This window comes from Streptomyces sp. NPDC006655 (assembly GCF_040703965.1).
Classification (GTDB): domain Bacteria; phylum Actinomycetota; class Actinomycetes; order Streptomycetales; family Streptomycetaceae; genus Streptomyces.
The window spans coordinates 1-23,676 of record NZ_JBEYJU010000099.1 but is presented as its reverse complement, the minus strand read 5'-3'; the positions used below and the strand labels follow the sequence as shown (position 1 = coordinate 23,676).

Sequence of the window (23,676 nt, the reverse complement as noted above, 5' to 3'; positions counted from 1 at the left end):
ATGAGCATGACCAGTATCCGGGCGCGTTTGATCGTTGTCCTGGTTGTCCTCTGCGGATTCCTCGCGGTGGCGGGCGCCCCGTCCGCCTCCGCAGCCACCCCGTCCGACTCCCTCTGGTTCGACGGCACCCCGCTCACCGTGCAGAACGGCCGTTTCGTCGACGGCCAGGGCCGTGAGGTCGTCCTGCGCGGCTACAACGTCTCCGGCGAGACCAAGCTGGCGGAGAACAACGGCCTGCCGTTCGCCTCCGTCGCCGACGCGAGGAAGTCGGCCACCGCGCTGCGTGCCCTCGGCGGCGGCAACGCCGTCCGCTTCCTGCTCTCCTGGGCGTCCGCCGAACCCGTGCGGGGCCAGGTCAGCACCACCTACCTGGCCGCCGTGACCGCGCAGATGCAGGCGTTCCTCGACGCCGGCATCCGGGTCTTCCCCGACTTCCACCAGGACCTGTACTCCCGCTACCTGTTCAACTCGGGCAGCTGGTACACCGGTGACGGCGCCCCGGCGTGGGCGGTGGCGCTGGGCGGCTATCCCGCCGAGTCCTGCGGCATCTGCCTCTTCTGGGGTCAGAACATCACCCAGAACGCGGCCGTCCAGAAGGGCCAGTACGACTTCTGGCACAACGACTACGGCCTCCAGGACGCCTTCCTGGCCACGGCCCAGACCGCCATGACCTACCTGGCCCAGCACCTGACCGCGGACCAGTTCGCGGGCGTCGTCGGCTTCGACCCCTACAACGAGCCCTACGCCGGCTCCTACGAATCCGGTGAGACCTCCCGCACCTGGGAGCAGAACCGGCTCTGGCCCTTCTACCAGAAGTTCCGGGCCCGGATGGACGCCGCCGGCTGGACCGCCAAGCCCGCCCTCGTCGAGCCCAACCTCTTCTGGAACGCCAACATCGACGCGCAGAAGCAGCCGGGCGGCCTGCTGGACGCGGGCACGCTCGGCTCGCGCTACGTCTTCAACACCCACTTCTACGACCAGAAGGCCATCTCCGGCATCCTGATGTGGGGCAACGCCTCCGACGGCCAGTACTCCACCGACTTCGGCACCGTCCGCGACCGCGCGTCGGCCGCCGGGACCACGGCGGTCGTCAGCGAGTTCGGACACCCGCTGTCGGGTACCACCGCGGGCAAGGCGCCGACCGTCGACAAGGCCATGTACCAGGCCCTCGACTCCCGCCTGCCCGGCTCGACCTGGTGGACCACCCCGGCGTCCTCGGGCCCGGTCCTCTCCGGTACCCAGTGGCAGTGGGACATCTACAACGGCCGGCACCACGAGCTGATGAACGGCAACGCGAGCAAGGTGCTGACCGCGGGCGACGCCTGGAACGACGAGGACCTCTCGGCCGTGAACACGGACGACTCCGGCGCAGTGACACTTCGTCAGGACGCCCGGCTGCTCGACCGCGTCTACCCGGGCGCCACCGCGGGCACCACCCTCGCCTTCACCTACGAGGACCGCTCCCGGGACGGCTCGACGACCCTGACCTGGAACCCGGTGCCCAGCTCGCTGCCGAACGTGGCCGCGCTGGTCGGCTCCGGCCAGTACGCCGTCCAGGTCTGGCGCTCCTCCAGCTCCAGCGCACCCACCGAACTCCACCTGCCCGCCTCCTTCCCGAGCGCGTCCACCACCGTCGTCTCCGACCTGGGCACGGCCTACGCACCCCCGGCGTACTCGTCCTCGACCCCGGTCGGCGTGGCGGCGGAACCGGGCGGGACGGGCAGCCGCCGGCTGCTGCTCACCGACGCGGACTCCGGCGTACTGCACTTCGCGCTGGTGACCAACGGGGCGACCGCGCCCAGTGCCACGCAGCTGAACGCGGCCAGGTCGGAACTGGCCGCCTGGGTGGCGGCGAAGTTCTGAGCAGGGCTTCGGCCCCCGGGGTCCCGCCTGACCCCGGAGGCCGAAGAGGGTGGGGGCGCGTCAACTCGACGAGGCGCCCGTCCAGTCGGCCTGCACATGGCCGAGCCGGACCCGCTGCGGGTGGTCACCGACCGGGACCGAGGTCACCTTCTGGCCGGTGGCGAAGTCGATCGCCGTCACCTGGTCGGCGCCGCTCTCGGAGATGATGCAGTCCTTGCCGTCACCGCTGACCGTGGCCCAGTACGGGGTGGACGCGGTGATGAGCGGGCCTTCCTGGAGGGTGGCCCGGTCGACGACGGTGGCGTAGTTGTCCATCGTCCCGGCCACGCACAGCTTGGTGCCGTCCGGCTTCATGGAGATGCCGTGGTGGCGCGAGTCGAGGAGCCAGGTGGTGCGGTCCGTGCTGGTCGCGGGATTCGCCGGCAGGGTCTTCATCCGGGTGATCTTGTCGCTGGCGATGTCGTACTCCAGGAAGCCGTTGAAGAACGACACCTGGAAGTACATCTTCGAGAAGTCGGGGGTGAAGGCGGCGGGCCGGACCGCGTCCGAGAAGTCCTTCAGGCCGAACGCGTCCAGCCGGGCGCGCATGTCGATCGTCTTGACCTGCTTGTAGGTCGTGGCGTCGGCGACGGTGATGTGCCGGTCGCCCTTGGTCCAGTCCCAGCCCGGGTCGTCGAGCGAGGTGGTGACCTCACCGATCGACATGTTCCAGATGTACTTGCCGTCGGGGGTGAAGACGTTCTCGTGCGGCTTGTCACCGGTGGCGATCTCGCCCAGTTCCTTACCGGTGTTGATGTCCAGCACCTGCACCTTGTCCGCGGTGGACGCCGAGACCGCGACCTTGGTGCCGTCGGGGGAGACGGCCATGTGGTCGGCGCGGTAACCGGCCACCGGGAAACGCCAGTTGACCTTGTCGGTGGCCAGGTCGATGGAGACCACGTCGGCGAAGCTCGGGCGCGAGACCACCACGGACCTGCCGTCCGGCGTGGAGTACATGTCGTCCGCGTACTGGTCGTGGCCCTGGCCGACCTCGTTGCGAATGGACGTGTAGTAGATCCACTTGATGGGGTCGGCGTTGATCTCGGCGATCCGCGCGTCCTTGTCGGGGATGACGTTGAGCTGGCCGACCTTGGCGAAGTCACCGGTGGCGTTCAGGACGGTCGCGGTGCCGTCCCAGTTGTTCCCGACGAACAGCACCTGGCGCAGGGAGGCGTCGGCCGCGGCGGTGGCGGCGGTCGCGGGCGCGGTGACGGTCAGTACGAGGGCGGCGGCCACGGAGCAAAGGTGCCTGGGTCTGATGGCAGGCATGAGTGCTCTCTCCTCTGATGGGGTGTGGGGCGCGCGTGCGGTCAGGCGTCACGAAATCTGAACACGGGCGCGTTCAAATGAACTTACTGAAAAGTAAGGAGGGGTGGGCCTACTCCACAAGAGGCGTACACGACAAAATTGGCCAACGGGTGGACGACGGAGGGGGCAGTGTTGGCGGGCAGGCTCAAGGCACCGACGGGCCGCTACGGCGGCCGGTCCGCCGAAGAACGCAAGGCCGAGCGGCGCCGGCGGTTCCTGGACGCCGCGCTCGAGCTCTTCGGCGGGGCACCGGGGTTTCGCGCCACGACCGTGGCCGCGCTGAGTCAGCAGGCGGGCCTGTCGACCCGGCAGTTCTACGAGGAGTTCGAGACCCTGGAGGACGTGCTCGCCGCGCTGCACCTGGAGGTGAACGGGTGGGCCGAGGAGGCGGTGCGGGACGCCCTCGCGGAGGCGGAGGCGCTGTCGTTGGTCGAGCGGGTGACCGTGCTGTTCCGCGCGTACGCGCGGGACGTCACGTCGGATCCGCGGCGGATCCGGATCACGTTCGTCGAGATCATCGGAGTCAGTCCCCGGCTGGAGGAGCAGCGGCTGGCGCGGCGGGCGCGCTGGGTGGAGCTGATCTGCGCGGAGGCGAACGCGGCGGTGGCGCGCGGGGACGCGGCGCCGCGTGACTACCGGCTGGCGGCCGCCGCGTTCATCGGGAGCGTGAACGGGTTGCTGCACGACTGGAGTGCCGGGTGGGTGGACGCTTCGCTGGACGACGTCGTGGGGGAACTGGTGCGGTTGCTGGTGGGGATGCTGCGGCCGGAGGGGTGGGTACCGGGGGGCTCCCGGTAGGCGGTCGGTCTCCCGACGGCCCCGGGCCGGTGGTGAGTTCACCCCTGTCGCAGTCGTTGACGTGAACCCCGGGCGGCTCTACGTTCGGCGCGCGACATGTTCGGGACATCGATCTGTGTTCGTCATTACGAACGTGTCGGGTCGGACACCGTCGTGCACCCCCATGGAGGAGCCGCATGTACCCCCCGCCCCTTTCGGCCCGCGGTGGTCTCGTACGACACCTGTGGTCCGCTGCCGCGCGCGCCCTCGCCCTGGCCCTCGCGGCTGCCGCCGCCCTCCTCTTCGCCGCGCCGGGGCCGGCCCGCGCGGCGACGGCCGCGCAGGTGTCCGTGCCCACCGCCCCGATGGGCTGGGCCTCCTGGAACAGCTTCGCGGCGAAGATCGACTACAACGTGATCAAGGCGCAGGTCGACGCGTTCGTCGCGGCCGGGCTGCCGGCCGCCGGCTACCGGTACATCGACATCGACGAGGGCTGGTGGCAGGGCACCCGCGACGGCGACGGCGACATCACCGTCGATATGAGTGAGTGGCCCGGTGGCATGAGCGCGATCGCCGACTACATCCACAGCAAGGGCCTGAAGGCCGGCATCTACACCGACGCCGGCCGCGACGGCTGCGGTTACTACTACCCCACCGGCCGTCCCGCCGCCGCCGGCACCGGCAGCGAGGGCCACTACGCCCAGGACATGCTCCAGTTCTCCGAGTGGGGCTTCGACTTCGTGAAGGTCGACTGGTGCGGAGGTGACGCCGAGGGCCTGGACGCGGCCACCACCTACAGGTCGATCAGCTCCGCCGTCACCACGGCCGCCGCCACGACCGGCCGCCCGCTGACCCTGTCCCTGTGCAACTGGGGCTACCAGAACACCTGGAACTGGGCGACGGGCCTCGCCCCCATGTGGCGGACCAGCACGGACATCTACTACTACGGCGGCACCGCGTCGCAGGCCGCCGTCCTGTCCAACTTCGACCAGACCCTGCACCCGGCCGCCCAGCACACCGGCTACTACAACGACCCCGACATGCTGACCGTCGGCATGACCGGCCTGTCGGCGGCCCAGAACCGCACCCACATGGCCCTGTGGGCGATCTCCGGGGCCCCGCTGCTGGCCGGCAACGACCTCACCACCATGACCGCTGAGACCGCCGCCGTCCTCAAGAACCCCGACGTCATCGCCGTCGACCAGGACCCGCGCGGCCTCCAGGGCGCCAAGGTCGCCGAGGACACCACCGGTCTCCAGGTCTACGGCAAGGTCCTCACCGGCACCGGCAACCGGGCGGTCGTCCTGCTCAACCGCACCTCCGCCGCCGCGAACATCACCGTCCGCTGGTCCGACCTCGGCCTGACCGGCGCCGCCGCGACGGTACGCGACCTGTGGGCGCGGTCGAACCTCGGCTCGTACAGCACCGGTTACACCGCGAGTGTCCCGGCCGGCGGTTCCGTGCTGCTCCGGATCAGCGGCGGCACCGAGGTGCCGGCCACCGCGTACAGCGCCTCCTCGGCCGGCCGGTACACCGGGGTGAGTGCGGCGAGCACCGGTCTGGACGTCGTCGACGTCGCCTACACCAACACCGGTTCCACCGCGGTCACCGGCACGCTCCAGGTGAACGGCCAGACCGCCACGACGGTCTCCTTCCCGCCGACCGGGTCCGCGCAGGGCACCGTCTCGGTCCAGGTCGACCTGCGCAAGGGGTCGGGCAACTCCCTCAGCTTCAGCGGAAGTCCGCTGCCCACCCTCGGCTCGATCGCGGTCGGCCCGATCCCTGGCACCAACGGCACGCTCCTGGTGGGCGGGGCCTCCGGGCGCTGTGCCGACCTCTACGACAACACCATCACCAACGGCACCCAGGCGGAGATCTGGGACTGCAACGGCGGCCAGAACCAGGCCTGGACGTACACCTCCCGCAAGGAGTTCGTGGTGTACGGCAACAAGTGCCTGGACGCCTACAACCAGGGCACCGCCAACGGCACCAAGGTCGTGATCTGGGACTGCAACGGCCAGAACAACCAGAAGTGGAACGTCAACCCGGACGGGACGATCACGAACGTGAACGCCGGGCTCTGCCTGGACGCGTACAACGCGGCCACCGGCAACGGGACGTCCCTGGTGCTCTGGGCCTGCAACGGCGGGTCCAACCAGCAGTGGAGCCGGAGCTGAGCCGAGCTGAGCGGGCGGTTCTCCGGGCGCGCTCACACCGCCGACGCCAGGAGGGCCGCCGCTGTCAGCGCAGTGCACAGGAGGAGCAGGACGGCCAGCAGTCGTCGGCGGAGCACGCGGTACCTCGCTTCGTACTCCCCCCTGAGCTCCTCGGCGCGCTGCGCCGTGCGCTGCCAGGACATCCGGGCCAGCCCCAGGTACTCGGCCTCCAGCTGACGCTCCAGGTCCTCCCGCTGGGTGTCCGTCAGCCAGCCCAGCCGGTCCGCCGCCCGGGCCCCCGCCGCCCGGCCCTGCTCGCGCGCCGCCGCGATCAGCAGATGACCCTCCACCTGACGCACCAGTGCGCGCTCCTCCTCCCGTGCCGTCATCGAGCGGTCAACTCCGCGTGTGGAAGCGGATGGTGCAGGTCGAACGCGGGGGACTCGCTGCGGATCCGGGGCAGGGTCGTGAAGTTGTGGCGCGGGGGCGGGCAGGAGGTCGCCCACTCCAGCGAGCGGCCGTAGCCCCACGGGTCGTCCGTCTCGACCTTCACCCCGTACCGCGCGGTCTTCCAGACGTTGTAGAAGAACGGGAGCAGGGACGAGCCCAGCAGGAACGAGAAGATGGTCGAGACCGTGTTGAGGGTGGTGAGCCCCTCGGCTGCCAGGTAGTCGGGGATCCGGCGCTGCATGCCCTGTGCGCCCAGCCAGTGCTGGACCAGGAACGTGCCGTGGAAGCCGGTGAAGAGGGTCCAGAAGGTGATCTTCCCGAGGCGTTCGTCCAGCATCTTCCCCGTGAACTTGGGCCACCAGAAGTGGAATCCGGCGAACATCGCGAAGACCACCGTGCCGAAGACCACGTAGTGGAAATGGGCGACCACGAAGTACGAGTCGGAGACGTGGAAGTCGATCGGCGGGGAGGCCAGCATCACCCCGGTCAGGCCGCCGAAGACGAACGTCACCAGGAAGCCCGTGGTCCACAGCATCGGTGTCTCGAACGACAGGGATCCCTGCCACATGGTGCCGATCCAGTTGAAGAACTTCACTCCCGTCGGGACGGCGATCAGGAACGTCATGAAGGAGAAGAAGGGCAGCAGCACACCCCCCGTGACGTACATGTGGTGGGCCCAGACGGTGACCGAGAGACCGGCGATGGCGATGGTGGCAGCCACCAGGCCCAGGTAACCGAACATCGGCTTGCGGGCGAAGACCGGGATGACCTCGCTGATGATGCCGAAGAACGGCAGCGCGATGATGTAGACCTCCGGGTGGCCGAAGAACCAGAACAGGTGCTGCCAGAGCAGCGCCCCGCCGTTGGCCGCGTCGAAGACGTGGGCGCCGAACTTCCGGTCCGCCTCCAGGGCGAACAGGGCCGCCGCGAGCACCGGGAAGGCGAGGAGCACGAGTACGGCGGTGAGCAGGACGTTCCACACGAAGACCGGCATGCGGAACATGGTCATTCCGGGGGCCCGCATGCAGATGATCGTGGTGATGAAGTTGACCGCGCCGAGAATCGTGCCGAAACCGGAGAAGGCCAGACCCATGATCCACATGTCGGCGCCGATCCCCGGCGTGCGCACCGCGTCCGAGAGCGGGGCGTAGGCGAACCACCCGAAGTCGGCCGCTCCCTGCGGGGTGAGGAAGCCGCCCACCGCGATCGTCGAGCCGAGCAGGTAGAGCCAGTAGGCCAGCATGTTCAGGCGTGGGAACGCCACGTCCGGGGCGCCGATCTGGAGCGGCATGATCCAGTTGGCGAAGCCCGCGAACAGCGGGGTCGCGAACATCAGCAGCATGATCGTGCCGTGCATCGTGAAGGCCTGGTTGAACTGTTCGTTCGACATGATCTGCAGGCCGGGGCGAGCCAGTTCCGCCCGCATGAACAGGGCCAGCACACCACCGACGCAGAAGAACGAGAACGCCGTGACCAGGTACAGCGTTCCAATCGTCTTGTGATCCGTGGTCGTGAGCCACGTGGGGTTCCTCATGCCCCGCCTGTGTCCGGGCACCGCCCGCCGGTCACACTCGGCGGGTGCGACGAGCGTCACCGCGCAGGGTGTGACGATCGGGAAGGTGCCGGACACGAACGGAACATGAGCAACGACGAGATCTTCGCCGCTGCCTATCGCGAGCACTACTGGGCGGTCAGCCGCTATGTCGCGCGGCGACTGGACGGGCGGACCAGCGAGGTGGAGGAAGTGGTGGCGGACGTGTTCACGGTGGCCTGGCGCCGCCGCGCCGACCTGCCGGCGGCTCCGCTGCCCTGGTTGTACGGCGTGGCACGCAACTGCCTCGCCAACGCGGTACGCGGCTACGGGCGCCGGCGCAGGCTGCTGGACCGGCTCGGCAACGACGAGACCGCGCACGGACGCCACGTCATGGACAGCCCGGACACCGAGCGGCCCGGTGCCTGGGTGCACGAGGCGCTGGCCCGGCTGTCCCCGGCCGATCAGGAGGTGCTCCGGCTGGCCGCCTGGGAGGACCTCGGCGTCGACGAGATCGCGGTCGCCCTGGACTGCGGCAGCCGGGCCGCGGCGATGCGGCTGCACCGGGCCCGCGGCCGGCTCAGAGCCGAGATAGACCGACTGCGCCCCCCTGCCGAGGCCCTGCCCGAGGAAGACCGCCATGGCTGACGAGCTCGATCTGCTCCGCACCACCGACCCGGCACCCGCCGACGGCCCCCACTTCGCGGACGGCCCCCTGCCCCCGCACGCCGAACAGCACCTCACCCGCCTGCTGCACGCGGCCGACCCGCTGCCCGCGGAGGGCCCGGTGTCCTCCGCCGGTCCGGTGCCCGCTGACGGAAGGACACCCGCCGAAGGCCCGGTGGCCGTCGGCGGGGGCCGCTCCGGTCCGTCCTCCCTGGATCAGCGGGCCCGGCGGCACCCCGGCCGGTCGCTGCGCCGTCGTCGTCCCGGGCGTCCGGTTCGGGTCGGGTGGGGGCTGGCCGCGACCGTCGTCGTGGTCGCCGTGGCGCTGAACGTGCTGCTCGGTGGCTCCGGCACCGTACCCGCCGTCGCCGCGCCCCGGCCGCTGGCCGTTCGCGCGCACTCCACCGCCGTACCGCTCGCGCAGGTCGCGGAGCTGGCCCGCGTGGCGGCGGGCGACGGGTCCCCGGGGCTGCGCCAGGGCACCCACGTGCAAACCTGGAGTCTCGGCATGAGCGACGACGGGCCGCCGATCACCCTTCCCGAGGAGCGCGTGGTGCGCTGGCGGGCGGACGGCAGTCACACCGAGGTGGTCGTGGCCACCGACCCGAGCCACCCGGGCCGTCCGGTCCTCACCGACGGCGGCCTCGCCGAGGACGGGAAGGTGCTCAGCCGGCACACCTTCCCGCCGATGTGGGGCGACGCCCCGCCGCTGGCCACACCCCCGCACGACCCCGGAAAACTGCGCACCTACCTGTCCGGGCTCATCAACAGCAGCACCCTCACTACCGACGAACTCCTCGACGCCACGCGGGAGTTGCTGGACAACTGGACACTCGGCGCCCGCGAGACGGCCGCCCTGGCCGCCCTCCTCGCCGACGCCGAGGGACTGCACCCGGCCGGCCAGGTCACCGACCGCCTCGGCCGCACCGGGCAGGCGTACGTCCACCAGGGGACCGCCGGCGCCCGCCGGATGCTGATCCTGGACCCGGGCACCGGCGCCGTACTCGGCCTGGAGACCACGTTCACCCGGGACGATCCCGAGTACGGCGTGCGGGCCGGGGACGTCATGGAGTACAGCGCCTGGCTGCGCTGACCCTCACACCCCGAGCTGCCGGGCGGCCGCCGTCACCGTCTGCTCCAGCAGCACGGCGATGGTCATCGGGCCGACGCCGCCCGGCACCGGCGTGATCAGCGAGGCCCGCTCGACGGCGGTGTCGAAGTCGACGTCACCGACGTTGCCCTCGTTGTAGCCCGCGTCGAGCACCACCGCGCCCGGCTTGATGTCCTGCCCCCGGATCAGCCGGGGCCGGCCGACGGCGGCGACCACGATGTCCGCCTCGCGCACGGCCGCCGACAGGTCCCGGGTGCGGGAGTGGCAGTAGGTGACGGTGGCGTCCCTGGCGAGGAGCAGCATGCCGGCCGGCTTGCCGAGGATCGCGCTGCGGCCCACGACCACCGCCCGCTTCCCGGCCGGGTCGACGTCGTACGCGTCGAGCAGCCGCAGGATGCCGCCCGGTGTGCAGGAGACGAAGCCCGGCAGCCCGAAGCTCATCGTCGCGAACGACGCGAAGGTCACGCCGTCCACGTCCTTCTCCGGGGCGATCGCCTCGAACGCGGCCCGCTCGTCGACGTGTTCGCCGACCGGGTGCTGGAGCAGGATGCCGTGCACCGCCGGATCCGCGGACAACTCCCGCAGGACTCCGACCAGTTCGTCGGTGGTCGTGGCGGCGGGCAGCGGCACGTGCCGGGAGGCGATGCCGGCCCTGCGGCTGCGGTTCTGCTTCATCCGTACGTAGGTGACGGACGCCGGGTCGTCACCGACCAGCACGGTCGCCAGACACGGCGTGACGCCGGTGCGCGCGGTGAGGTCCGCGGCCCGCCGCGCGGTCTCCTCGACGATCCGGCGGGCGACGGCGGTTCCGTCCATGAGACGGCCCTGGAACGTCTGGGGCATGGGCACACTCCTGAGCTGATGCACGATGGATCGCCCAGGCGCACGGCATCGACAGTGCGGACCGCTCCCCGGTGGTGCTCCACCTCAGCGCCAGTCACGGCCCGCCCCCAGGGTAACCGAGGGCGCCGCGACGCGGGTGTCCCAGTCCCGCGCGCGCCGAGAAGGTCCAGGTCACGCGGGTGCTGACCGGGACCTTCGCGGCTCGGCCGGCTACTCGTCGTCCCAGGCCTGGATCATGATCTGTTCGGCGATCTTTCCGTCGCGCAACGTGATCATCGATTCGGCGAGCACCCGGACGCCGTCCGCGTACTCGCAGGACTCGGTGAACGCGGCCCGGTCGCCCTGCACGACGCACCGGTCCAGCTTGTGCGTCATGTCCCGGCTGTAGACGTCGTCCAGCATCGCGGCGATGTCCCGGCGGCCGTGCAGGATCTTCGGGTGGCTGGGCTGGGTGTTGCGGTCGACGATGCGGATCTCCGCGTCGTCCGTGTAGAGCGCCAGCAGGGAGTTCCCGGTGTTCCCCTCTATGGCCCGGCGCAGTGTGTCGGTGTCGAACGTGGAGCCTGTCGCGGTGCCCATGGTGACCTCCTGCGGGGCCCGCGACCCGATGCGGAAGCAGACCGCGAGAGCCCCTCACTCCGAGGCTCCTCCGCCCCGGACGGCTCGGCAAACGCAGGCGCGGCGCTCCTCCTGACGGGTGAGGCCGGCCGGCCGCCCGTGTCCGGCCCGGCGCCGGGGCCGTTGCTGAGGGCATGATCTCAACACGACGTATCGTCGCCGCCGTCGGACTGGCCGTCGGGGTCACCGGCCTGGCCGCGCCGCTGGCGAACGCGGCCGACGCGAGCCCGCAGCAGCCGGGGAAGCTCACCGCGCTCGGTGTGCTCGACTCGGTCGCCACCAGTGACATCCCCGCGAAGTACCAGGGCAGGATGCCGAAGGTCTCGGAGCAGGTGCAGGGCCTGAACGGCGTCCGCAAGCTCGGCGAGCTGCACCAGGTCACCGACCTGGCCGCGCCCGCCACGGGGCTGCTGCCGGGCGTCGAAGCCTGATCCCGGCCGCATCCCCCGGGCCGTCCCGGTGGGGGACGGCCCTCCTTCCTCCCCCCGTCCTCGTCCTCGTCGTCCCCGTCCTCAGTGCTCCGAGGCCAGGAACTGGGTCGCCGCCAGCTCCGCGTACAGCGGATCCGCCGCCACCAGCTCCCGGTGCGTGCCCACCGCGCGGACCCGGCCCGCGTCCATCACGACGATCCGGTCCGCCATCGTCACCGTCGACAGGCGGTGCGCGACCACCAGCACCGTGGTCGACCGGGCCACGTCGGCGACCGTGTCCCTGAGGGCCGCCTCGTTCACCGCGTCCAGCTGCGAGGTCGCCTCGTCGAGCAGCAGCAGCCGGGGCCTGCGCAGCAAAGCCCGTGCGATCGCGACCCGTTGGCGCTCGCCACCGGACAGCTTGGTCCCGCGGTGCCCGACCAGGGTCCCGAGCCCCTCCGGCAGTCGCGCGACCAGTCCGTCCAGCCGGGTCGTCTTCACCACCCGCGCGACCGCGTCCTCGTCCGCCTCCGGGTTGCCCAGCAGGAGATTGTCCCGCAACGACCCCGACAGCACCGGCGCGTCCTGTTCGACGTACCCGATGGCCGAGCGCAGCAGCGGCAGTTCCCATGCGTCGAGCGGGCGGCCGTCCACGGCGATGGTGCCGGACTCCGGATCGTAGAACCGCTCGATCAGCGAGAACACGGTGGTCTTGCCCGCACCGGACGGCCCGACGAAGGCCGTCATGCCACGGGCGGGGATGTCGAAGCTCACCCCGTGGTGGACGTACGGCAGGTCGTCGGCGTAGCGGAAGCGTACGTCCGTGAAGGCGACGGCGGCCGGTTCGGCGCCGGCGGACGGCAACTCGGCTGGCGCGGAAAGCGGTTCGGCGGGCAGCCGCAGCGCCTCCTGGATCCGGGCGAGCGCGCCGGCTCCGGACTGGTACTGGGTGATCGCCCCGACGACCTGTTGGATCGGCTGCATCAGATAGAAGACGTAGAGCAGGAACGCCACCAGCGTGCCCACGCCGATCGCGCCGGTCGCCACCCGCGCCCCGCCCACCGCCAGCACCGTGATGAACGCCAGCTGCATCGCGAGTCCCGCCGTATTGCCCGCGGCGGCCGACCACTTGGCGGCCCGCACGCTCTGCCGCCAGGACTCCTCGGCCGCCGCGTGCAGGGCCTGCTCCTCCCGGTGCTCGGCGCCCGAGACCTTCACCGTGCGCAACGCGCCCAGCACCCGTTCCAGCGAGGCCCCCATCACCCCGACCGCGTCCTGGGCCCGGCGGCTGGCCCGGTTGATCCGCGGCACGATCGTGCCCAGCACGGTGCCCGCCGCGGCGATCACCACGAGCGTGACGGCCAGCAGGACGGGATCGACCACCCCCATCATCACCACGGTGGCGACCAGGGTGAGCCCGCCGGTTCCCAGGGCCACCAGCGAATCCGTGGTCACCTCACGCAGCAGCGTGGTGTCCGAGGTGATGCGCGCCATCAGGTCACCGGGTTCGGTGCGGTCCACGGCGGTGATCCGCAGCCGCAGCAGGTACGACGAGAGGGTCCGCCGCGCGCCCAGCACCACCGACTCCGCGGTACGCCTGAGCACGTACGAACCCAGCGCGCCCACCGCGGCGTTGCCCACCACCAGGGCCGCCATCGCCAGCAGCTTCCCGGTGATGGAACGGTCGTGCGAGAGGTCGTCGATCAGCCCGCGGGCCACCAGCGGCAGCAGCAGCCCGGTCGCGCCCGTGACCAGCGAGAGCAGCGCACCCGCGAGCAGGGCCCAGCGGTGCGGCCGTACATAGGACAGGAGCAGCCGGAACACGGACGGGCCGCTCCGGTCGCTCGGCGGAACTGCTGCTGCGGCGGTCACGGTGCTCCTCGTCCGGGCGATGGGCGGCGCCCCCAGGCTACGACGGGGGCCGCCGGTCCCGGCGCCGGGTCAGCCGCGGCAGCGGTACCGCCCGGGGGTGTCCGGGGGCCCTGAACCGGAAAGATCCGCGCTGATGGACGTGCTCCGTGCCGTTACCGATCGGTCACGCGTAGGGTCGGAAGACAGCACGTCAGCAGAGCGACGAAAGGTCAGGAGCATGGCGCAGGAAGTACGCGGCGTGATCGCACCGGGCAAGGACGAGCCCGTGCGGGTCGAGACGATCGTGGTGCCGGACCCCGGGCCGGGCGAAGCTGTCGTACAGGTGCAGGCCTGCGGGGTCTGTCACACCGACCTGCACTACAAGCAGGGCGGGATCAATGACGAGTTCCCCTTCCTGCTCGGCCACGAGGCCGCCGGTGTCGTGGAATCGGTCGGCGAGGGCGTCACCGACGTGGCACCCGGCGACTTCGTGATCCTCAACTGGCGTGCGGTGTGCGGGAACTGCCGGGCGTGTCTGCGCGGGCGCCCCTGGTACTGCTTCAACACACACAACGCGAAGCAGAAGATGACCCTCGCCTCGACCGGGCAGGAGCTCTCCCCGGCGCTCGGCATCGGCGCCTTCGCCGAGAAGACGCTGGTGGCGGCCGGCCAGTGCACCAAGGTCGACCCGGCCGTCTCCCCGGCGGTCGCCGGACTGCTCGGCTGCGGGGTGATGGCGGGCATCGGAGCCGCGATCAACACCGGCAACGTCGGCCGCGGTGACTCGGTCGCCGTGATCGGCTGCGGCGGGGTCGGCGACGCGGCGATCGCCGGATCGAACCTGGCGGGCGCCGCGAAGATCATCGCTGTCGACATCGACGACCGGAAGCTGGCGAAGGCCCGCACCCTGGGCGCCACCCACACGGTCAACTCCCGCGAGAGCGACCCGGTCGAGGCGATCCGCGAACTGACCGGCGGCTTCGGCGCCGACGTCGTCATCGAGGCGGTCGGCCGCCCGGAGACGTACCGGCAGGCCTTCTACGCCCGCGACCTCGCCGGCACCGTCGTCCTGGTCGGCGTGCCCACTCCCGAGATGAAGCTCGAACTCCCGCTCCTCGACGTCTTCGGGCGCGGCGGCGCCCTCAAGTCCAGCTGGTACGGCGACTGCCTGCCGTCGAGGGACTTCCCCATGCTGATCGACCTGCACCTGCAGGGCCGGCTGCCGCTGGACGCCTTCGTGACCGAGACCATCCAGCTCGACGAGGTGGAGAAGGCCTTCGAGCGGATGCACGGCGGCGACGTGCTGCGTTCCGTGGTGGTGCTGTGATGACCACGCGCATCGAACGACTCGTCACGTCCGGGCAGTTCACCCTCGACGGCGGCACCTGGGACGTCGACAACAACGTGTGGATCGTCGGCGACGAGCGTGAGGTGATCGTCATCGACGCCGCCCACGACGCCGAGGCCATCGCCGAGGCGGTCGCCGACCGCACGCTGAAGGCGATCGTCTGCACCCACGCCCACAACGACCACATCGACGCCGCACCCGCCCTCGCGGACCTCACCGGCGCCAAGATCTGGCTGCACCCCGACGACCTGCCGCTGTGGAAGTTCACCCACCCCGACCGCGACCCCGACAACCACCTGTCCGACGGTCTGGTCATCGAGGCCGCGGGCGCCGACCTGACCGTCCTGCACACCCCCGGTCACGCGCCCGGCGCCGTCTGCCTGTACGACCCGGCCCTGGGCGCGGTCTTCACCGGCGACACCCTCTTCCAGGGCGGCCCCGGCGCGACCGGGCGCTCGTACTCGCACTTCCCGACGATCATCGACTCCATCCGGGACAAGCTGCTCACCCTCCCTCCGGAGACCAAGGTCCTGACCGGACACGGCGACCCCACCACCATCGGTGCCGAGGCGCCCCACCTGGAGGAGTGGATCGCCCGGGGTCACTGAGCGGGACGCGGCGCGGAGGACGGAGGGCGGCGCGGGACGTCAGGCGCGCCGGCCACCCGGTCAGGCGGTCAGGCGGTCGTCGTCCGGGTCGGCCAGCGCGCCGGGTGCCCCGGCGGCAGCGCGAGGTCCTTCCGTACCGCGCTGTAGTACCCCTCACGGCCGGCCCGCTGACGCTCCAGCAGGTGCTGCCAGGAGTCCGGGTCGACCGTCCCCGACCGCATGAACCTCTCCATCTCCATCACCGTGGTCACCCACTCCCGTGCCCGCTCCACCACGGCTGGGCTGCCCAGCATGATCAGCGCCTCCCCGGCCGGGTCGCGCGCGTCGGTGGCCTCCGCCAGCAGCGGCTCGGCCTCGGCCGGGGACATCGGGTGCGGATGGGGGTCGTTGCCGAGGTGGGAGGCGACGCGGTAGGTGAGATTCACCGATCTCTTGAGCGCCCGCGCGTATTCGCTGTACACGGTCAGCCGGCGCTCGTCCCAGCGCGCCGCCTGCTCCCGCAGGAACCGTGCCCGGTCGCCCCGGACCACGGCGAGATACGAACCGAGTGCGCCGATCACGACACCTATGAGAGCGGGGAGTTGCTGCAAGAAGGCGGACATGTGCGCACGCTATCTGTCCTGTTGATCGTCGTGCCCGTACCGTCGTTGCCATGACCGGACTCCCTCGCTTCGCCGGACACCGGATCCTCGTCACGGGCGCGGCCCGTGGCATCGGCGCGGCCGTCGCCCGACGGCTGGCCGAGGAGGGCGGCCGGGTGCTGCTGACCGACCAGGACCTGCCCGAGGCGCGGCGTACGGCGGCCGGACTGCGGGACGAGGGGCTCGCGGCGGAGGCGTGCGTCTGCGACGTGGCCGACCGGGACTCGGTGGAAGCGGCCGTCGAGCGGGCCGTCACCGCCTTCGGCGGACTCGACGTCCTCGTGAACAGCGCCGCGCACTGCACCCCCGACCTCCCGCTCTTCGAGGACCAGCCGGACGACGCGTGGGACCTCGACCTCGACATCACCCTCACCGGCGTCCACCGCTGCTGCCGCGCCGCCCTCCCGCACCTCGCCGCCTCCGGCCGGGGCGCGATCGTGAGCATCGGCTCCGTCAACGCGGGGGCCGACTTCGGCAACCACGCCTACAGCGCCGCCAAGGCGGGCCTCGTCTCGCTGACCCGCACCCTCGCCGGGCACGCGGCCGCCCGCGGGGTCCGGGTCAACCTGGTGGAGCCGGGCACGGTCCGCACCTCCGCGTGGGCGGGACGGGACGACGAACTCGACGCCGTCACCGCGCTCTACCCCCTGGGCCGGGTCGGCGAACCGGCGGACATCGCCGCCGCCGTCGCCTTCCTTGCCTCCCGGGACGCCGCCTGGATCACCGGCACGGCCCTGCGCGTCGACGGCGGCCTCACCGCGGTCCACACCGGCTTCCACGCGGCCCTGCGACCGCACCGGGAGGTCCGGCGTGCACCGTCGCCATGAGGAACGAGGTAGCGTGGCCCGGCCGAGGCGGCGGGACCCGCCGCCCACCGCTCGTAGGTCACCGTACCGAAGTTCACCGTTTCGTCACAGGACGGCCCGGGCTACAACCAATGCCACGGACCGGACGGTCTAGGGCGACGAGATCGTAGGACACAGGAAGGAGACATGCTTCACATGGGGGACATACGCAGAAGAAGCGCCGTCGCGGTCGGGCTCACCGGGCTCGTCGCGCCGCTCGCGCTCGCCTTCTCCGCCGCACCGGCGCAGGCCGCGAGCTGCACCACCCAGGCCGGCCCGTACCAGAAGCAGGTGGAGAAGTTCCTCGGCCGGCCGGTCGACGGCAGGCAGTCCACCGCCGACTGCAAGGCGATCCAGGCATTCCAGAACAAGCACGGCATCACACCTGCCGTGGGCTACGCGGGTTCCGTCACCTGGGGAGTGATGGACCTGATGAACAAGCAGAAGGCCGTCGGGAACAACCCCAACAAGGACGGCAGGTGCCCCACGAACAAGGGCCGCATCGCCTGTGTCGACCTCACCCTCCAGCTGAGCTGGATCCAGGACGGCACCAGGCTGGTCTACGGTCCCGTCCCGGTCCGCACCGGCCGCAAGGGCTTCGTGACCCGCACCGGCCTGAAGAAGATCTACTGGCGTGACCTCCACCACGTCTCGTCGGTCTACAACGTGCCGATGCCCTACAGCCAGTTCTTCGACGGCGGCCAGGCCTTCCACTCGGTGAACCTCAGCATGTGGAACCCGCCGGGCTCGCACGGCTGCGTCAACATGACCCCCACCGTCGCCAAGAAGTACTGGTCGCTGCTGAAGACCGGCGACGACGTCTACGTCTACGGCCGCAAGCCGGGCACCTGACGGCACCCGGCCGGTCCCGAGGGGCTCAGCTCTCCGGGGCGTCCCCGAAGTCCGGGATCTCCAGCCTGGCCCCGCCCTGCCGCGCGGACTCGTGCGCGATGATGCCCGGCAGGGTGTAGCGGGCGGCCACCCACGCGTTGACCGACGGCAGTGTGCGTGCGTTCACAGCCGTCACGAAGTCGTCGACCAGGAAGTGGTGGCTGCCCTCGTGCCCGTTGTGCAGTGCGTCGAACTCGCGCGGCAGCCGCGTCCGGTCGTGCACCGGAGCCGACCCGGAGGTGAAGGCCGCCCGCAGCTCCGGTGCGATGTGCTGGAGCGAAGGATCGTCAGGTGACATGGTCGGCTTGGGTTCGAGCAGTTCGCTGATGTCCTGCACGCCCTTCTTGTCCTGCCACAGCGCGACCGTCGCCAGCTGCTCCATGCTGGCCTCGGTCCCGAAGAACCGGAAGCGCGATTCGCGGATGTGGGACGGATAGCCCACCCGCCGGAACTCGTTCGTACGGAACGACCCGCCGCCCGCGACCTCGAACAACGCGGTGGCGTTGGACACGTCGTTGCCGAACTGGCTGACGTCCTTGTCGAAGACGCCGTCTCCGCGCTCGTCCACCACGCCGATCGCGGACACGCTCACCGCGTGGGTCCCCCAGGCGCCGAGCACCCCGCCCACCGCGTGCGTCGGGTACAGCAGCGGGGGATAGCTGGCGGTCGCCTTCCAGTTCTCGCCGCCGCTGTAGCGGTACGCGTCGTAGAAGCCGAGGTCCATGTCGTGGACGTAGTCGCCCTCGGCGTAGAACAGCCGCCCGAAGGCGCCCTCGGCGATCTGGTTGCGGGCGTGCACGGTCGCCGGGTTGTACTGGCTGGTCTCGCCCATCATGTACGTCAGTCCGGTGGCCTTGACCGCGTCGATGATCGCCGCGATCTCCTCCGTCGTGATCGCCATCGGGACCGCCGAGTACACGTGCTTGCCCGCGTTCAGGCCCCGCAGCACCAGCGGGCCGTGCGTCCAGCGCTGCGTGAAGATCGCGACCGCGTCGACACCGGACTCCAGCATGGCGTCGTACGAGGGGAAGGTGCCGGCCAGGTTCTGGGCGGCGGCGAGCTGTTCCGCCCGCTCGGGCAGCAGGTCGGTGACGTACACGTCGCCGACGCCGGGATGGGCCTGGAACAGCGTGGCGAACTGGCCGGAGAACTGGCCGGCACCGACTATGCCGAGTGAGAAAGTCATGGTGGTTACTTTTGCTGCGGAAGAATCATGCCGTCAAGGGGCGGAGAGAAGTAGGAAAGGTGGCAGGCGGGCGCTTCTCCGGCGCATCCGGCGCACAGTAGGGTGGTCCGGTTACTTCAGTGTCGGAAGAAAAGGGGTGCCGTGACCGACTGGCTGCCGCTGAGCCCCGCGGAGCGTTCCGTGGCGATCGAAGTGCTCGTCCACGGGCCGCTGTCGCGCACCGAACTGGCCCGCCGACTGAACCTCTCCCAGGGCAGCCTCACCCGCCTCACCAAGCCGCTCATCGAGTCCGGCCTGCTCGTCGAGGCTCCCTGGGCGGGCGCCCCGGAGGGCCGTCAGGGCCGCCCCTCGCAGCCGCTCGACGTGGTCGCCGAGTCCCGCTCCTTCCTCGGCTTCAAGATCACTGAGGAGATGGTCTACGGAGTCGTCACCAACCTCAGGAGCGACATCGTCGCCCGCCTCGACCGCCCCCTCACCAGCCACGATCCCGAGTATGTCGCCGACCTGGTGGCCACCATGACCGCCGAGCTGGCCGGCCGGCACCCCGCCGTGGCCGGCCTCGGCATCGGCGTCGGCGGATTCGTGCGGGCGCACGCGGTGGTCGGTGAGTCGCCGTACCTGCGGTGGCGGGACGTCCCGCTCGCCGAACTGGTGCGGCGACGCACCGGGCTGCCGGTCGTCGTGGAGAACGACGTGGCCGCCCTGGTCGAGGCCGAGACCTGGTTCGGCGCCGGCCGCGGACTCGACCGTTTCGTCGTCCTGACCATCGGCGCCGGGATCGGCTACGGCCTGGTGCTCGGCGGCAGGCGGGTCCCCTACGCCGAGGAGGACCGCGGCTTCGGCCTGCACTGGATCATCGATCCGCGGGGTCCGCTCACCCCGCAGGGCGAGCGCGGCAGCGCCGTGTCCCTGCTCACCGTCCCCAGCATCCGCTACCAGGTCCGGGCCGCCACCGGCCGTGACGCGTCGTACGAGGAGATCCTGGCCGGCGCCGCCGCCGGGGAGCCGATGGCCGCACGGGTGATCGGCGAGGCCGGCCGGGCGCTGGGCACCCTGCTCGCCCAGATCTCCAACTTCGCGATGCCGCAGAAGATCCTGCTCGCCGGGGAGGGGGTCGGCCTGATGGATGTGGCCGGGGACACGGTGTGGGACGCCGTGCGCGCCCACCGGCATCCGCTCGCCGCCCCGATCCGCCTGGAGACCAAGGTCTCCGACTTCCACGACTGGGCGCGGGGCGCCGCCGTGCTGGCGATCCAGGTGCTGGTACTCGGCGGGGCCGGGGGCTGAACTGATGCGTCCCCTTTACATGTTGACGTGATGAGTAACACGGTCCGATATGTCCGTATCGGTCGTACTTACTCACGGCGCCTTCACGCGTAGCGGCATATGCTTCACACCATGTCCACCACTGTTGAAGCCGTCACCGAGCGATCGGCCGACGAGGTCAACGAGGAGATCCGGGCCCTGTGGCTCCGGTCGGGCGGGACACTGAGCACCGAGCAGCGCGAGGAGTACCAGCGGCTCGTCCTCGAATGGGCGGCGGCGACCCCGCACCAGCCGGATCAGGCGGCCTGACCGACGCCCCTGGGCACCCGCACCGACCGGGTGCCCTTCTCGCGGTCTCCCCCCGGCCTCCGTCAGCCCCACGTCGCCGAGTAGTAGCGCTGGTACGCCTTGCGTTCCTGTTCCGCGCGGAAGAAGCGGGTCCCCACGAGGGCGATCAGGCTGCCCCCGATCACCAGCAGGCCAGGACCGACGTTGCGGGTGTCGGTGAGCCGGGCGGCCAGGCTGGTGTCCTGCGAGGTGCCGACCGACGCGGCCGAGCCCGGCGAGGCCGCGCTCGGCGCGATCGCGCTGTGGGTGGCCGACGTGGACGGCGCGGCCGAGGCGCCCTGTGCCCCGGCGGCGGCCTGCTTCGAGACGATCAGCTGCACGTTCAGCGCGGCCATCGCCCGCGTCACCGGCTGGAAGAACGTCACCCCGCCCGTCGTGCAGTCGCCGCTGCCGCCCGAGGTCATCCCCAGCGCGATCCCGTCGGAGAACAACGGCCCGCCACTGTCGCCCGGTTCGGCGCACACGTTGGTCTGGATGAGCCCGGTGACCGTGCCCTCCGGATAGTTGACGGTCGCGTTGAGCGCGGTCACCGTGCCGTCGTGCAGGCCGCTGGTGCTGCCGCTGCGGAACACCTTCTGCCCGACCGTCGCATCGGCGGCCCCGGTGATGTGCACCCCCTGGCCGTTGCCGATCGCGACCACGTCGGCGTTGTCGCCGGCCTTCCCGTTCGCGTACTGGATCAGTGAGAAGTCGTTGCCGGGGAACTGCGTGTTGATCGTGGTGCCCAGCTGCTCGTTGCCGCCCTGGCCCTCGTCGAACCAGACGGTGTTGGCCGGGCCGCAGTGCCCGGCGGTGAGGATGAAGTCGGTCGTCCCGTTGGTGACGTTGAACCCCGCCGAACACCGGCCGCCCGTCGACAGGATCGGCTGCGCCCCGTTGAGCCGGGGGGTGAACGTGCCCGCGGAGCGCTGCATCCGCACATAACTGCCGATGCCCGCCGCGACCCGGCTCAGGTCCGACCAGTCGGAGGCGGAGACCGTGCTGTCGGCCTCCACCATCACCCGGTTGGTCCGGTAGTCCACCGCCCAGGCGGTCCCGGCCACCCGGGGCGCGGCACGCAGCGCGGCGGTGGCCGCCTTCAGCTCGTTCATGCTGTGCGCGACCATCTTGGGCTCGGCGCCCGCCCGCTTCACCGCGGCCGCGGCCCGCTCGTCGGTGACCGCGACCACCGGCTTGCCGTCGGCGCCGATCCAGCTGCCCGCCGTGCGGGCCGTGCCGAGCTTCGCCACCAGCGTGGCACCGGTGTCACCGGTCTGCGTGGCGGAACTGAACGGGACGGCGGTCGTGCCGGGAGTCTCGCTCGCCATGGCCGTCGTGACCATCGCACCTCCCAGAAGGAGTCCGCCGACCGCCGCCAGCTGTGTACCCCGCCGGACGACCCGTCGTCGTGCGTGCCTCATCCATGGCTCCCGAACCCCGAACGCGCGGTGCCACCACCGCGGGGCCCTCCGGTCGTCGAGCGCCCGGCTCTTCATACGAGTCCCGCCGCACCGGCGTTCACGAGGACGGTGATCTTTACGATCCGGTGGCGTTGCGACGTGACCGTCCGCCTCGTTCCGGGGCCGGCCGCGGCCGCCTATCTTGACCCCATGACCAGCACCCCGCAGGAGAATCCGGGCGAACCGAACCCCTTGCGCGCCCTCACCCTCGACCGGTTGCGATGTCGTACCAGCATGAAATGGCGCACCTACCCGAAGGACGTGCTCCCGGTGTGGGTGGCCGAGATGGACGTGCCGCTGGCCGAACCGGTGGTCCGCGCGGTCAACGACGCGATGGAACTCGGGGACACCGGCTATCCCGCGGGCACCGCCTACGCCGAGGCGCTCGCCGCGTTCGCCGCGGAACGCTGGGACTTCGACGGACTCGACGTGACCCGCACCGCGATCGTTCCCGACGTGATGCTCGGGGTCGTCGAGATGCTCAAGCTGGTGACCGGGCCCGGTGACCCGGTCGTGGTCAACTCGCCCGTGTACCCGCCGTTCTACCAGTTCGTCACGCACCTCGACCGGCGGGTGGTGGAGGCCCCGCTCGGCCCCGACGGGCGCATCGAGCCGGACGTCCTGCGGGCCGCGTTCCACGGTCTCGGCGGTGGCCGGGCCGCCTATCTGCTGTGCAGTCCCCACAACCCGACCGGCACCGTGCACACCGCCGAGGAGCTCACCGCCGTCACCGCCCTCGCCGAGCGGTACGGGGTGCGGGTCGTCGCCGACGAGATCCACGCCCCGCTGACCGCCCCGGGCGTCGGCTTCGTGCCGTACCTGAGCGTGCCGGGCGCGGAGCGCGGGCTGTCCCTGATGTCGGCGTCCAAGGCCTGGAACCTGGCGGGACTCAAGGCCGCGCTCGCCGTGGCGGGCCCCGGGGCCGCCGCCGACCTCGCCGGGCTGCCGGAGGAGGTGAGCCACGGCCCGAGCCATGTCGGCGTCCTCGCCCACACGGCCGCGCTGACCGACGGCACCGCCTGGCTGGACGCACTGCTCGCGGGTCTCGACGAGAACCGGCGGCTGCTGGCCGCGCTGCTGGACCGGCACATCCCGGAGATCCGGTACCGGCCCGCCGAGGCCACCTACCTGGCCTGGCTCGACTGCCGCGCCCTCGGACTCGGCGACGATCCGGCCGAGACGTTCCTCGAACGCGGCCGGGTCGCCGTCAACTCCGGGATCCCCTTCGGGACGGGCGGCGCCGGACACGTACGGCTCAACCTGGCCACCTCACCGGAGGTGGTCACGGAAGCGGTGCACCGCATGGCCACGGCCCTCGGCCGGACCCCGGCCCGGCCCTGACGCCGCCGCCCGCCGGCCCGCCTCGGCCGGCGGGCCCCGTGCGGGCCTAGGGCCCTTCTGATGGATCTCCGCGGCGTCGCGACGCCCGGCACGCACGCTCGACGCACGGGGTGGCGGGCCAGGTGGCTCCGCCACAAGAC

22 protein-coding genes and 1 riboswitch are annotated in these 23,676 nt (G+C 71.2%); of the genes, 13 read left to right on the top strand and 9 right to left on the bottom strand.

Annotated elements, in window-relative coordinates; all coding sequences use genetic code 11:
* Positions 1 to 1,863 carry a cellulase family glycosylhydrolase gene (locus AB0958_RS36775; protein ID WP_366894820.1) on the top strand — a complete coding sequence of 621 codons (1,863 nt, stop codon included), beginning with the start codon at positions 1 to 3 and terminating at the stop codon, positions 1,861 to 1,863.
* Between the two features lie 60 nt (positions 1,864 to 1,923).
* Here the strand turns inward: AB0958_RS36775 and AB0958_RS36770 are convergent, their stop codons facing one another.
* On the bottom strand, positions 1,924 to 3,171 hold the full coding sequence (locus tag AB0958_RS36770; RefSeq protein ID WP_366894819.1) for a YncE family protein: 1,248 nt from the start codon (positions 3,169 to 3,171) through the stop codon (positions 1,924 to 1,926).
* Between the two features lie 171 nt (positions 3,172 to 3,342).
* On the opposite strand from AB0958_RS36770, the gene AB0958_RS36765 reads away from it, so the two are divergent.
* Positions 3,343 to 4,008 carry a TetR/AcrR family transcriptional regulator gene (locus AB0958_RS36765; RefSeq protein WP_366894818.1) on the top strand — a complete coding sequence of 222 codons (666 nt, stop codon included), beginning with the start codon at positions 3,343 to 3,345 and terminating at the stop codon, positions 4,006 to 4,008.
* A 176-nt stretch (positions 4,009 to 4,184) separates the two neighbouring features.
* Positions 4,185 to 6,164: a ricin-type beta-trefoil lectin domain protein gene (locus tag AB0958_RS36760; protein WP_366894817.1), complete on the top strand. Its 1,980-nt coding sequence runs from the start codon at positions 4,185 to 4,187 to the stop codon at positions 6,162 to 6,164.
* Between the two features lie 32 nt (positions 6,165 to 6,196).
* Here the strand turns inward: AB0958_RS36760 and AB0958_RS36755 are convergent, their stop codons facing one another.
* Both AB0958_RS36755 and ctaD read right to left on the bottom strand, forming a co-directional pair.
* Complete coding sequence (locus AB0958_RS36755) at positions 6,197 to 6,532, bottom strand: hypothetical protein (RefSeq protein ID WP_366894816.1); 336 nt, start codon at positions 6,530 to 6,532, stop codon at positions 6,197 to 6,199.
* Positions 6,529 to 8,127 (bottom strand): cytochrome c oxidase subunit I, encoded by a 1,599-nt coding sequence (gene ctaD / locus AB0958_RS36750; RefSeq protein ID WP_366894815.1) that lies wholly within the window; start codon positions 8,125 to 8,127, stop codon positions 6,529 to 6,531. The genes AB0958_RS36755 and ctaD overlap by 4 nt, the downstream gene beginning before the upstream one ends.
* A gap of 105 nt (positions 8,128 to 8,232) precedes the next feature.
* Here ctaD and AB0958_RS36745 point away from each other — a divergent pair, with 105 nt between their 5' ends.
* A complete protein-coding gene (locus AB0958_RS36745) occupies positions 8,233 to 8,772 on the top strand; it encodes a sigma-70 family RNA polymerase sigma factor (protein WP_366894814.1) in 540 nt (179 codons plus the stop codon).
* Positions 8,765 to 9,883 (top strand): CU044_5270 family protein, encoded by a 1,119-nt coding sequence (locus AB0958_RS36740; protein ID WP_366894813.1) that lies wholly within the window; start codon positions 8,765 to 8,767, stop codon positions 9,881 to 9,883. Before AB0958_RS36745 ends, AB0958_RS36740 begins: the two co-directional genes overlap by 8 nt.
* A gap of 3 nt (positions 9,884 to 9,886) precedes the next feature.
* Here the strand turns inward: AB0958_RS36740 and AB0958_RS36735 are convergent, their stop codons facing one another.
* Positions 9,887 to 10,744, bottom strand: a complete 858-nt coding sequence (locus AB0958_RS36735; protein ID WP_366894812.1) for a bifunctional 5,10-methylenetetrahydrofolate dehydrogenase/5,10-methenyltetrahydrofolate cyclohydrolase — start codon at positions 10,742 to 10,744, stop codon at positions 9,887 to 9,889.
* Positions 10,745 to 10,769: 25 nt separating this feature from the next.
* A riboswitch (ZMP/ZTP riboswitch) is annotated at positions 10,770 to 10,852 on the bottom strand.
* A gap of 102 nt (positions 10,853 to 10,954) precedes the next feature.
* Positions 10,955 to 11,323, bottom strand: a complete 369-nt coding sequence (locus AB0958_RS36730; protein ID WP_366894810.1) for a nuclear transport factor 2 family protein — start codon at positions 11,321 to 11,323, stop codon at positions 10,955 to 10,957.
* A 173-nt stretch (positions 11,324 to 11,496) separates the two neighbouring features.
* On the opposite strand from AB0958_RS36730, the gene AB0958_RS36725 reads away from it, so the two are divergent.
* Positions 11,497 to 11,793, top strand: a complete 297-nt coding sequence (locus tag AB0958_RS36725) for a hypothetical protein (RefSeq protein ID WP_366894809.1) — start codon at positions 11,497 to 11,499, stop codon at positions 11,791 to 11,793.
* Positions 11,794 to 11,874: 81 nt separating this feature from the next.
* On the opposite strand, the gene AB0958_RS36720 is transcribed toward AB0958_RS36725, so the two are convergent.
* Entirely contained in the window at positions 11,875 to 13,644 is a 1,770-nt protein-coding gene (locus AB0958_RS36720; RefSeq protein WP_366894808.1) for an ABC transporter ATP-binding protein, read from the bottom strand.
* 217 nt (positions 13,645 to 13,861) lie between these two features.
* Here AB0958_RS36720 and AB0958_RS36715 point away from each other — a divergent pair, with 217 nt between their 5' ends.
* Together AB0958_RS36715 and AB0958_RS36710 are read left to right on the top strand one after the other, a co-directional pair.
* Positions 13,862 to 14,950, top strand: coding sequence for an S-(hydroxymethyl)mycothiol dehydrogenase (locus tag AB0958_RS36715; protein WP_366894807.1), 1,089 nt, complete (start codon positions 13,862 to 13,864; stop codon positions 14,948 to 14,950).
* On the top strand, positions 14,950 to 15,579 hold the full coding sequence (locus AB0958_RS36710) for an MBL fold metallo-hydrolase (RefSeq protein ID WP_366894806.1): 630 nt from the start codon (positions 14,950 to 14,952) through the stop codon (positions 15,577 to 15,579). The genes AB0958_RS36715 and AB0958_RS36710 overlap by 1 nt, the downstream gene beginning before the upstream one ends.
* Before the next feature lie 68 nt (positions 15,580 to 15,647).
* Here AB0958_RS36710 and AB0958_RS36705 read toward each other — a convergent pair whose 3' ends face one another.
* Entirely contained in the window at positions 15,648 to 16,181 is a 534-nt protein-coding gene (locus AB0958_RS36705) for a hypothetical protein (RefSeq protein ID WP_366894805.1), read from the bottom strand.
* Positions 16,182 to 16,231: 50 nt separating this feature from the next.
* On the opposite strand from AB0958_RS36705, the gene AB0958_RS36700 reads away from it, so the two are divergent.
* Complete coding sequence (locus tag AB0958_RS36700) at positions 16,232 to 17,047, top strand: SDR family NAD(P)-dependent oxidoreductase (RefSeq protein WP_366894804.1); 816 nt, start codon at positions 16,232 to 16,234, stop codon at positions 17,045 to 17,047.
* Between the two features lie 174 nt (positions 17,048 to 17,221).
* On the top strand, positions 17,222 to 17,917 hold the full coding sequence (locus tag AB0958_RS36695) for a L,D-transpeptidase (RefSeq protein WP_366894803.1): 696 nt from the start codon (positions 17,222 to 17,224) through the stop codon (positions 17,915 to 17,917).
* Between the two features lie 25 nt (positions 17,918 to 17,942).
* On the opposite strand, the gene AB0958_RS36690 is transcribed toward AB0958_RS36695, so the two are convergent.
* Positions 17,943 to 19,142 (bottom strand): Gfo/Idh/MocA family oxidoreductase, encoded by a 1,200-nt coding sequence (locus AB0958_RS36690; RefSeq protein WP_366894802.1) that lies wholly within the window; start codon positions 19,140 to 19,142, stop codon positions 17,943 to 17,945.
* Between the two features lie 141 nt (positions 19,143 to 19,283).
* On the opposite strand from AB0958_RS36690, the gene AB0958_RS36685 reads away from it, so the two are divergent.
* On the top strand, positions 19,284 to 20,429 hold the full coding sequence (locus AB0958_RS36685; protein ID WP_366894801.1) for an ROK family transcriptional regulator: 1,146 nt from the start codon (positions 19,284 to 19,286) through the stop codon (positions 20,427 to 20,429).
* A 99-nt stretch (positions 20,430 to 20,528) separates the two neighbouring features.
* Complete coding sequence (locus AB0958_RS36680) at positions 20,529 to 20,717, top strand: hypothetical protein (protein ID WP_366894800.1); 189 nt, start codon at positions 20,529 to 20,531, stop codon at positions 20,715 to 20,717.
* Between the two features lie 62 nt (positions 20,718 to 20,779).
* Here AB0958_RS36680 and AB0958_RS36675 read toward each other — a convergent pair whose 3' ends face one another.
* Positions 20,780 to 22,156, bottom strand: a complete 1,377-nt coding sequence (locus tag AB0958_RS36675; RefSeq protein ID WP_366894799.1) for a S1 family peptidase — start codon at positions 22,154 to 22,156, stop codon at positions 20,780 to 20,782.
* 189 nt (positions 22,157 to 22,345) lie between these two features.
* Here AB0958_RS36675 and AB0958_RS36670 point away from each other — a divergent pair, with 189 nt between their 5' ends.
* Entirely contained in the window at positions 22,346 to 23,536 is a 1,191-nt protein-coding gene (locus AB0958_RS36670) for an aminotransferase class I/II-fold pyridoxal phosphate-dependent enzyme (protein ID WP_366894798.1), read from the top strand.
* Positions 23,537 to 23,676 lie beyond the last annotated feature (140 nt).

Coding starts and splice junctions, on each gene's coding strand:
- AB0958_RS36775 (WP_366894820.1), top strand. CDS start 1: ATGAGCATGACCAGTATCCGGGCGCGTTTGATCGTTGTCCTGGTTGTC.
- AB0958_RS36770 (WP_366894819.1), bottom strand. CDS start 3,171: ATGCCTGCCATCAGACCCAGGCACCTTTGCTCCGTGGCCGCCGCCCTC.
- AB0958_RS36760 (WP_366894817.1), top strand. CDS start 4,185: ATGTACCCCCCGCCCCTTTCGGCCCGCGGTGGTCTCGTACGACACCTG.
- AB0958_RS36755 (WP_366894816.1), bottom strand. CDS start 6,532: ATGACGGCACGGGAGGAGGAGCGCGCACTGGTGCGTCAGGTGGAGGGT.
- ctaD (WP_366894815.1), bottom strand. CDS start 8,127: ATGAGGAACCCCACGTGGCTCACGACCACGGATCACAAGACGATTGGA.
- AB0958_RS36745 (WP_366894814.1), top strand. CDS start 8,233: ATGAGCAACGACGAGATCTTCGCCGCTGCCTATCGCGAGCACTACTGG.
- AB0958_RS36740 (WP_366894813.1), top strand. CDS start 8,765: ATGGCTGACGAGCTCGATCTGCTCCGCACCACCGACCCGGCACCCGCC.
- AB0958_RS36735 (WP_366894812.1), bottom strand. CDS start 10,744: ATGCCCCAGACGTTCCAGGGCCGTCTCATGGACGGAACCGCCGTCGCC.
- AB0958_RS36730 (WP_366894810.1), bottom strand. CDS start 11,323: ATGGGCACCGCGACAGGCTCCACGTTCGACACCGACACACTGCGCCGG.
- AB0958_RS36725 (WP_366894809.1), top strand. CDS start 11,497: ATGATCTCAACACGACGTATCGTCGCCGCCGTCGGACTGGCCGTCGGG.
- AB0958_RS36715 (WP_366894807.1), top strand. CDS start 13,862: ATGGCGCAGGAAGTACGCGGCGTGATCGCACCGGGCAAGGACGAGCCC.
- AB0958_RS36710 (WP_366894806.1), top strand. CDS start 14,950: ATGACCACGCGCATCGAACGACTCGTCACGTCCGGGCAGTTCACCCTC.
- AB0958_RS36705 (WP_366894805.1), bottom strand. CDS start 16,181: ATGTCCGCCTTCTTGCAGCAACTCCCCGCTCTCATAGGTGTCGTGATC.
- AB0958_RS36700 (WP_366894804.1), top strand. CDS start 16,232: ATGACCGGACTCCCTCGCTTCGCCGGACACCGGATCCTCGTCACGGGC.
- AB0958_RS36695 (WP_366894803.1), top strand. CDS start 17,222: ATGGGGGACATACGCAGAAGAAGCGCCGTCGCGGTCGGGCTCACCGGG.
- AB0958_RS36690 (WP_366894802.1), bottom strand. CDS start 19,142: ATGACTTTCTCACTCGGCATAGTCGGTGCCGGCCAGTTCTCCGGCCAG.
- AB0958_RS36680 (WP_366894800.1), top strand. CDS start 20,529: ATGCTTCACACCATGTCCACCACTGTTGAAGCCGTCACCGAGCGATCG.
- AB0958_RS36675 (WP_366894799.1), bottom strand. CDS start 22,156: ATGAGGCACGCACGACGACGGGTCGTCCGGCGGGGTACACAGCTGGCG.
- AB0958_RS36670 (WP_366894798.1), top strand. CDS start 22,346: ATGACCAGCACCCCGCAGGAGAATCCGGGCGAACCGAACCCCTTGCGC.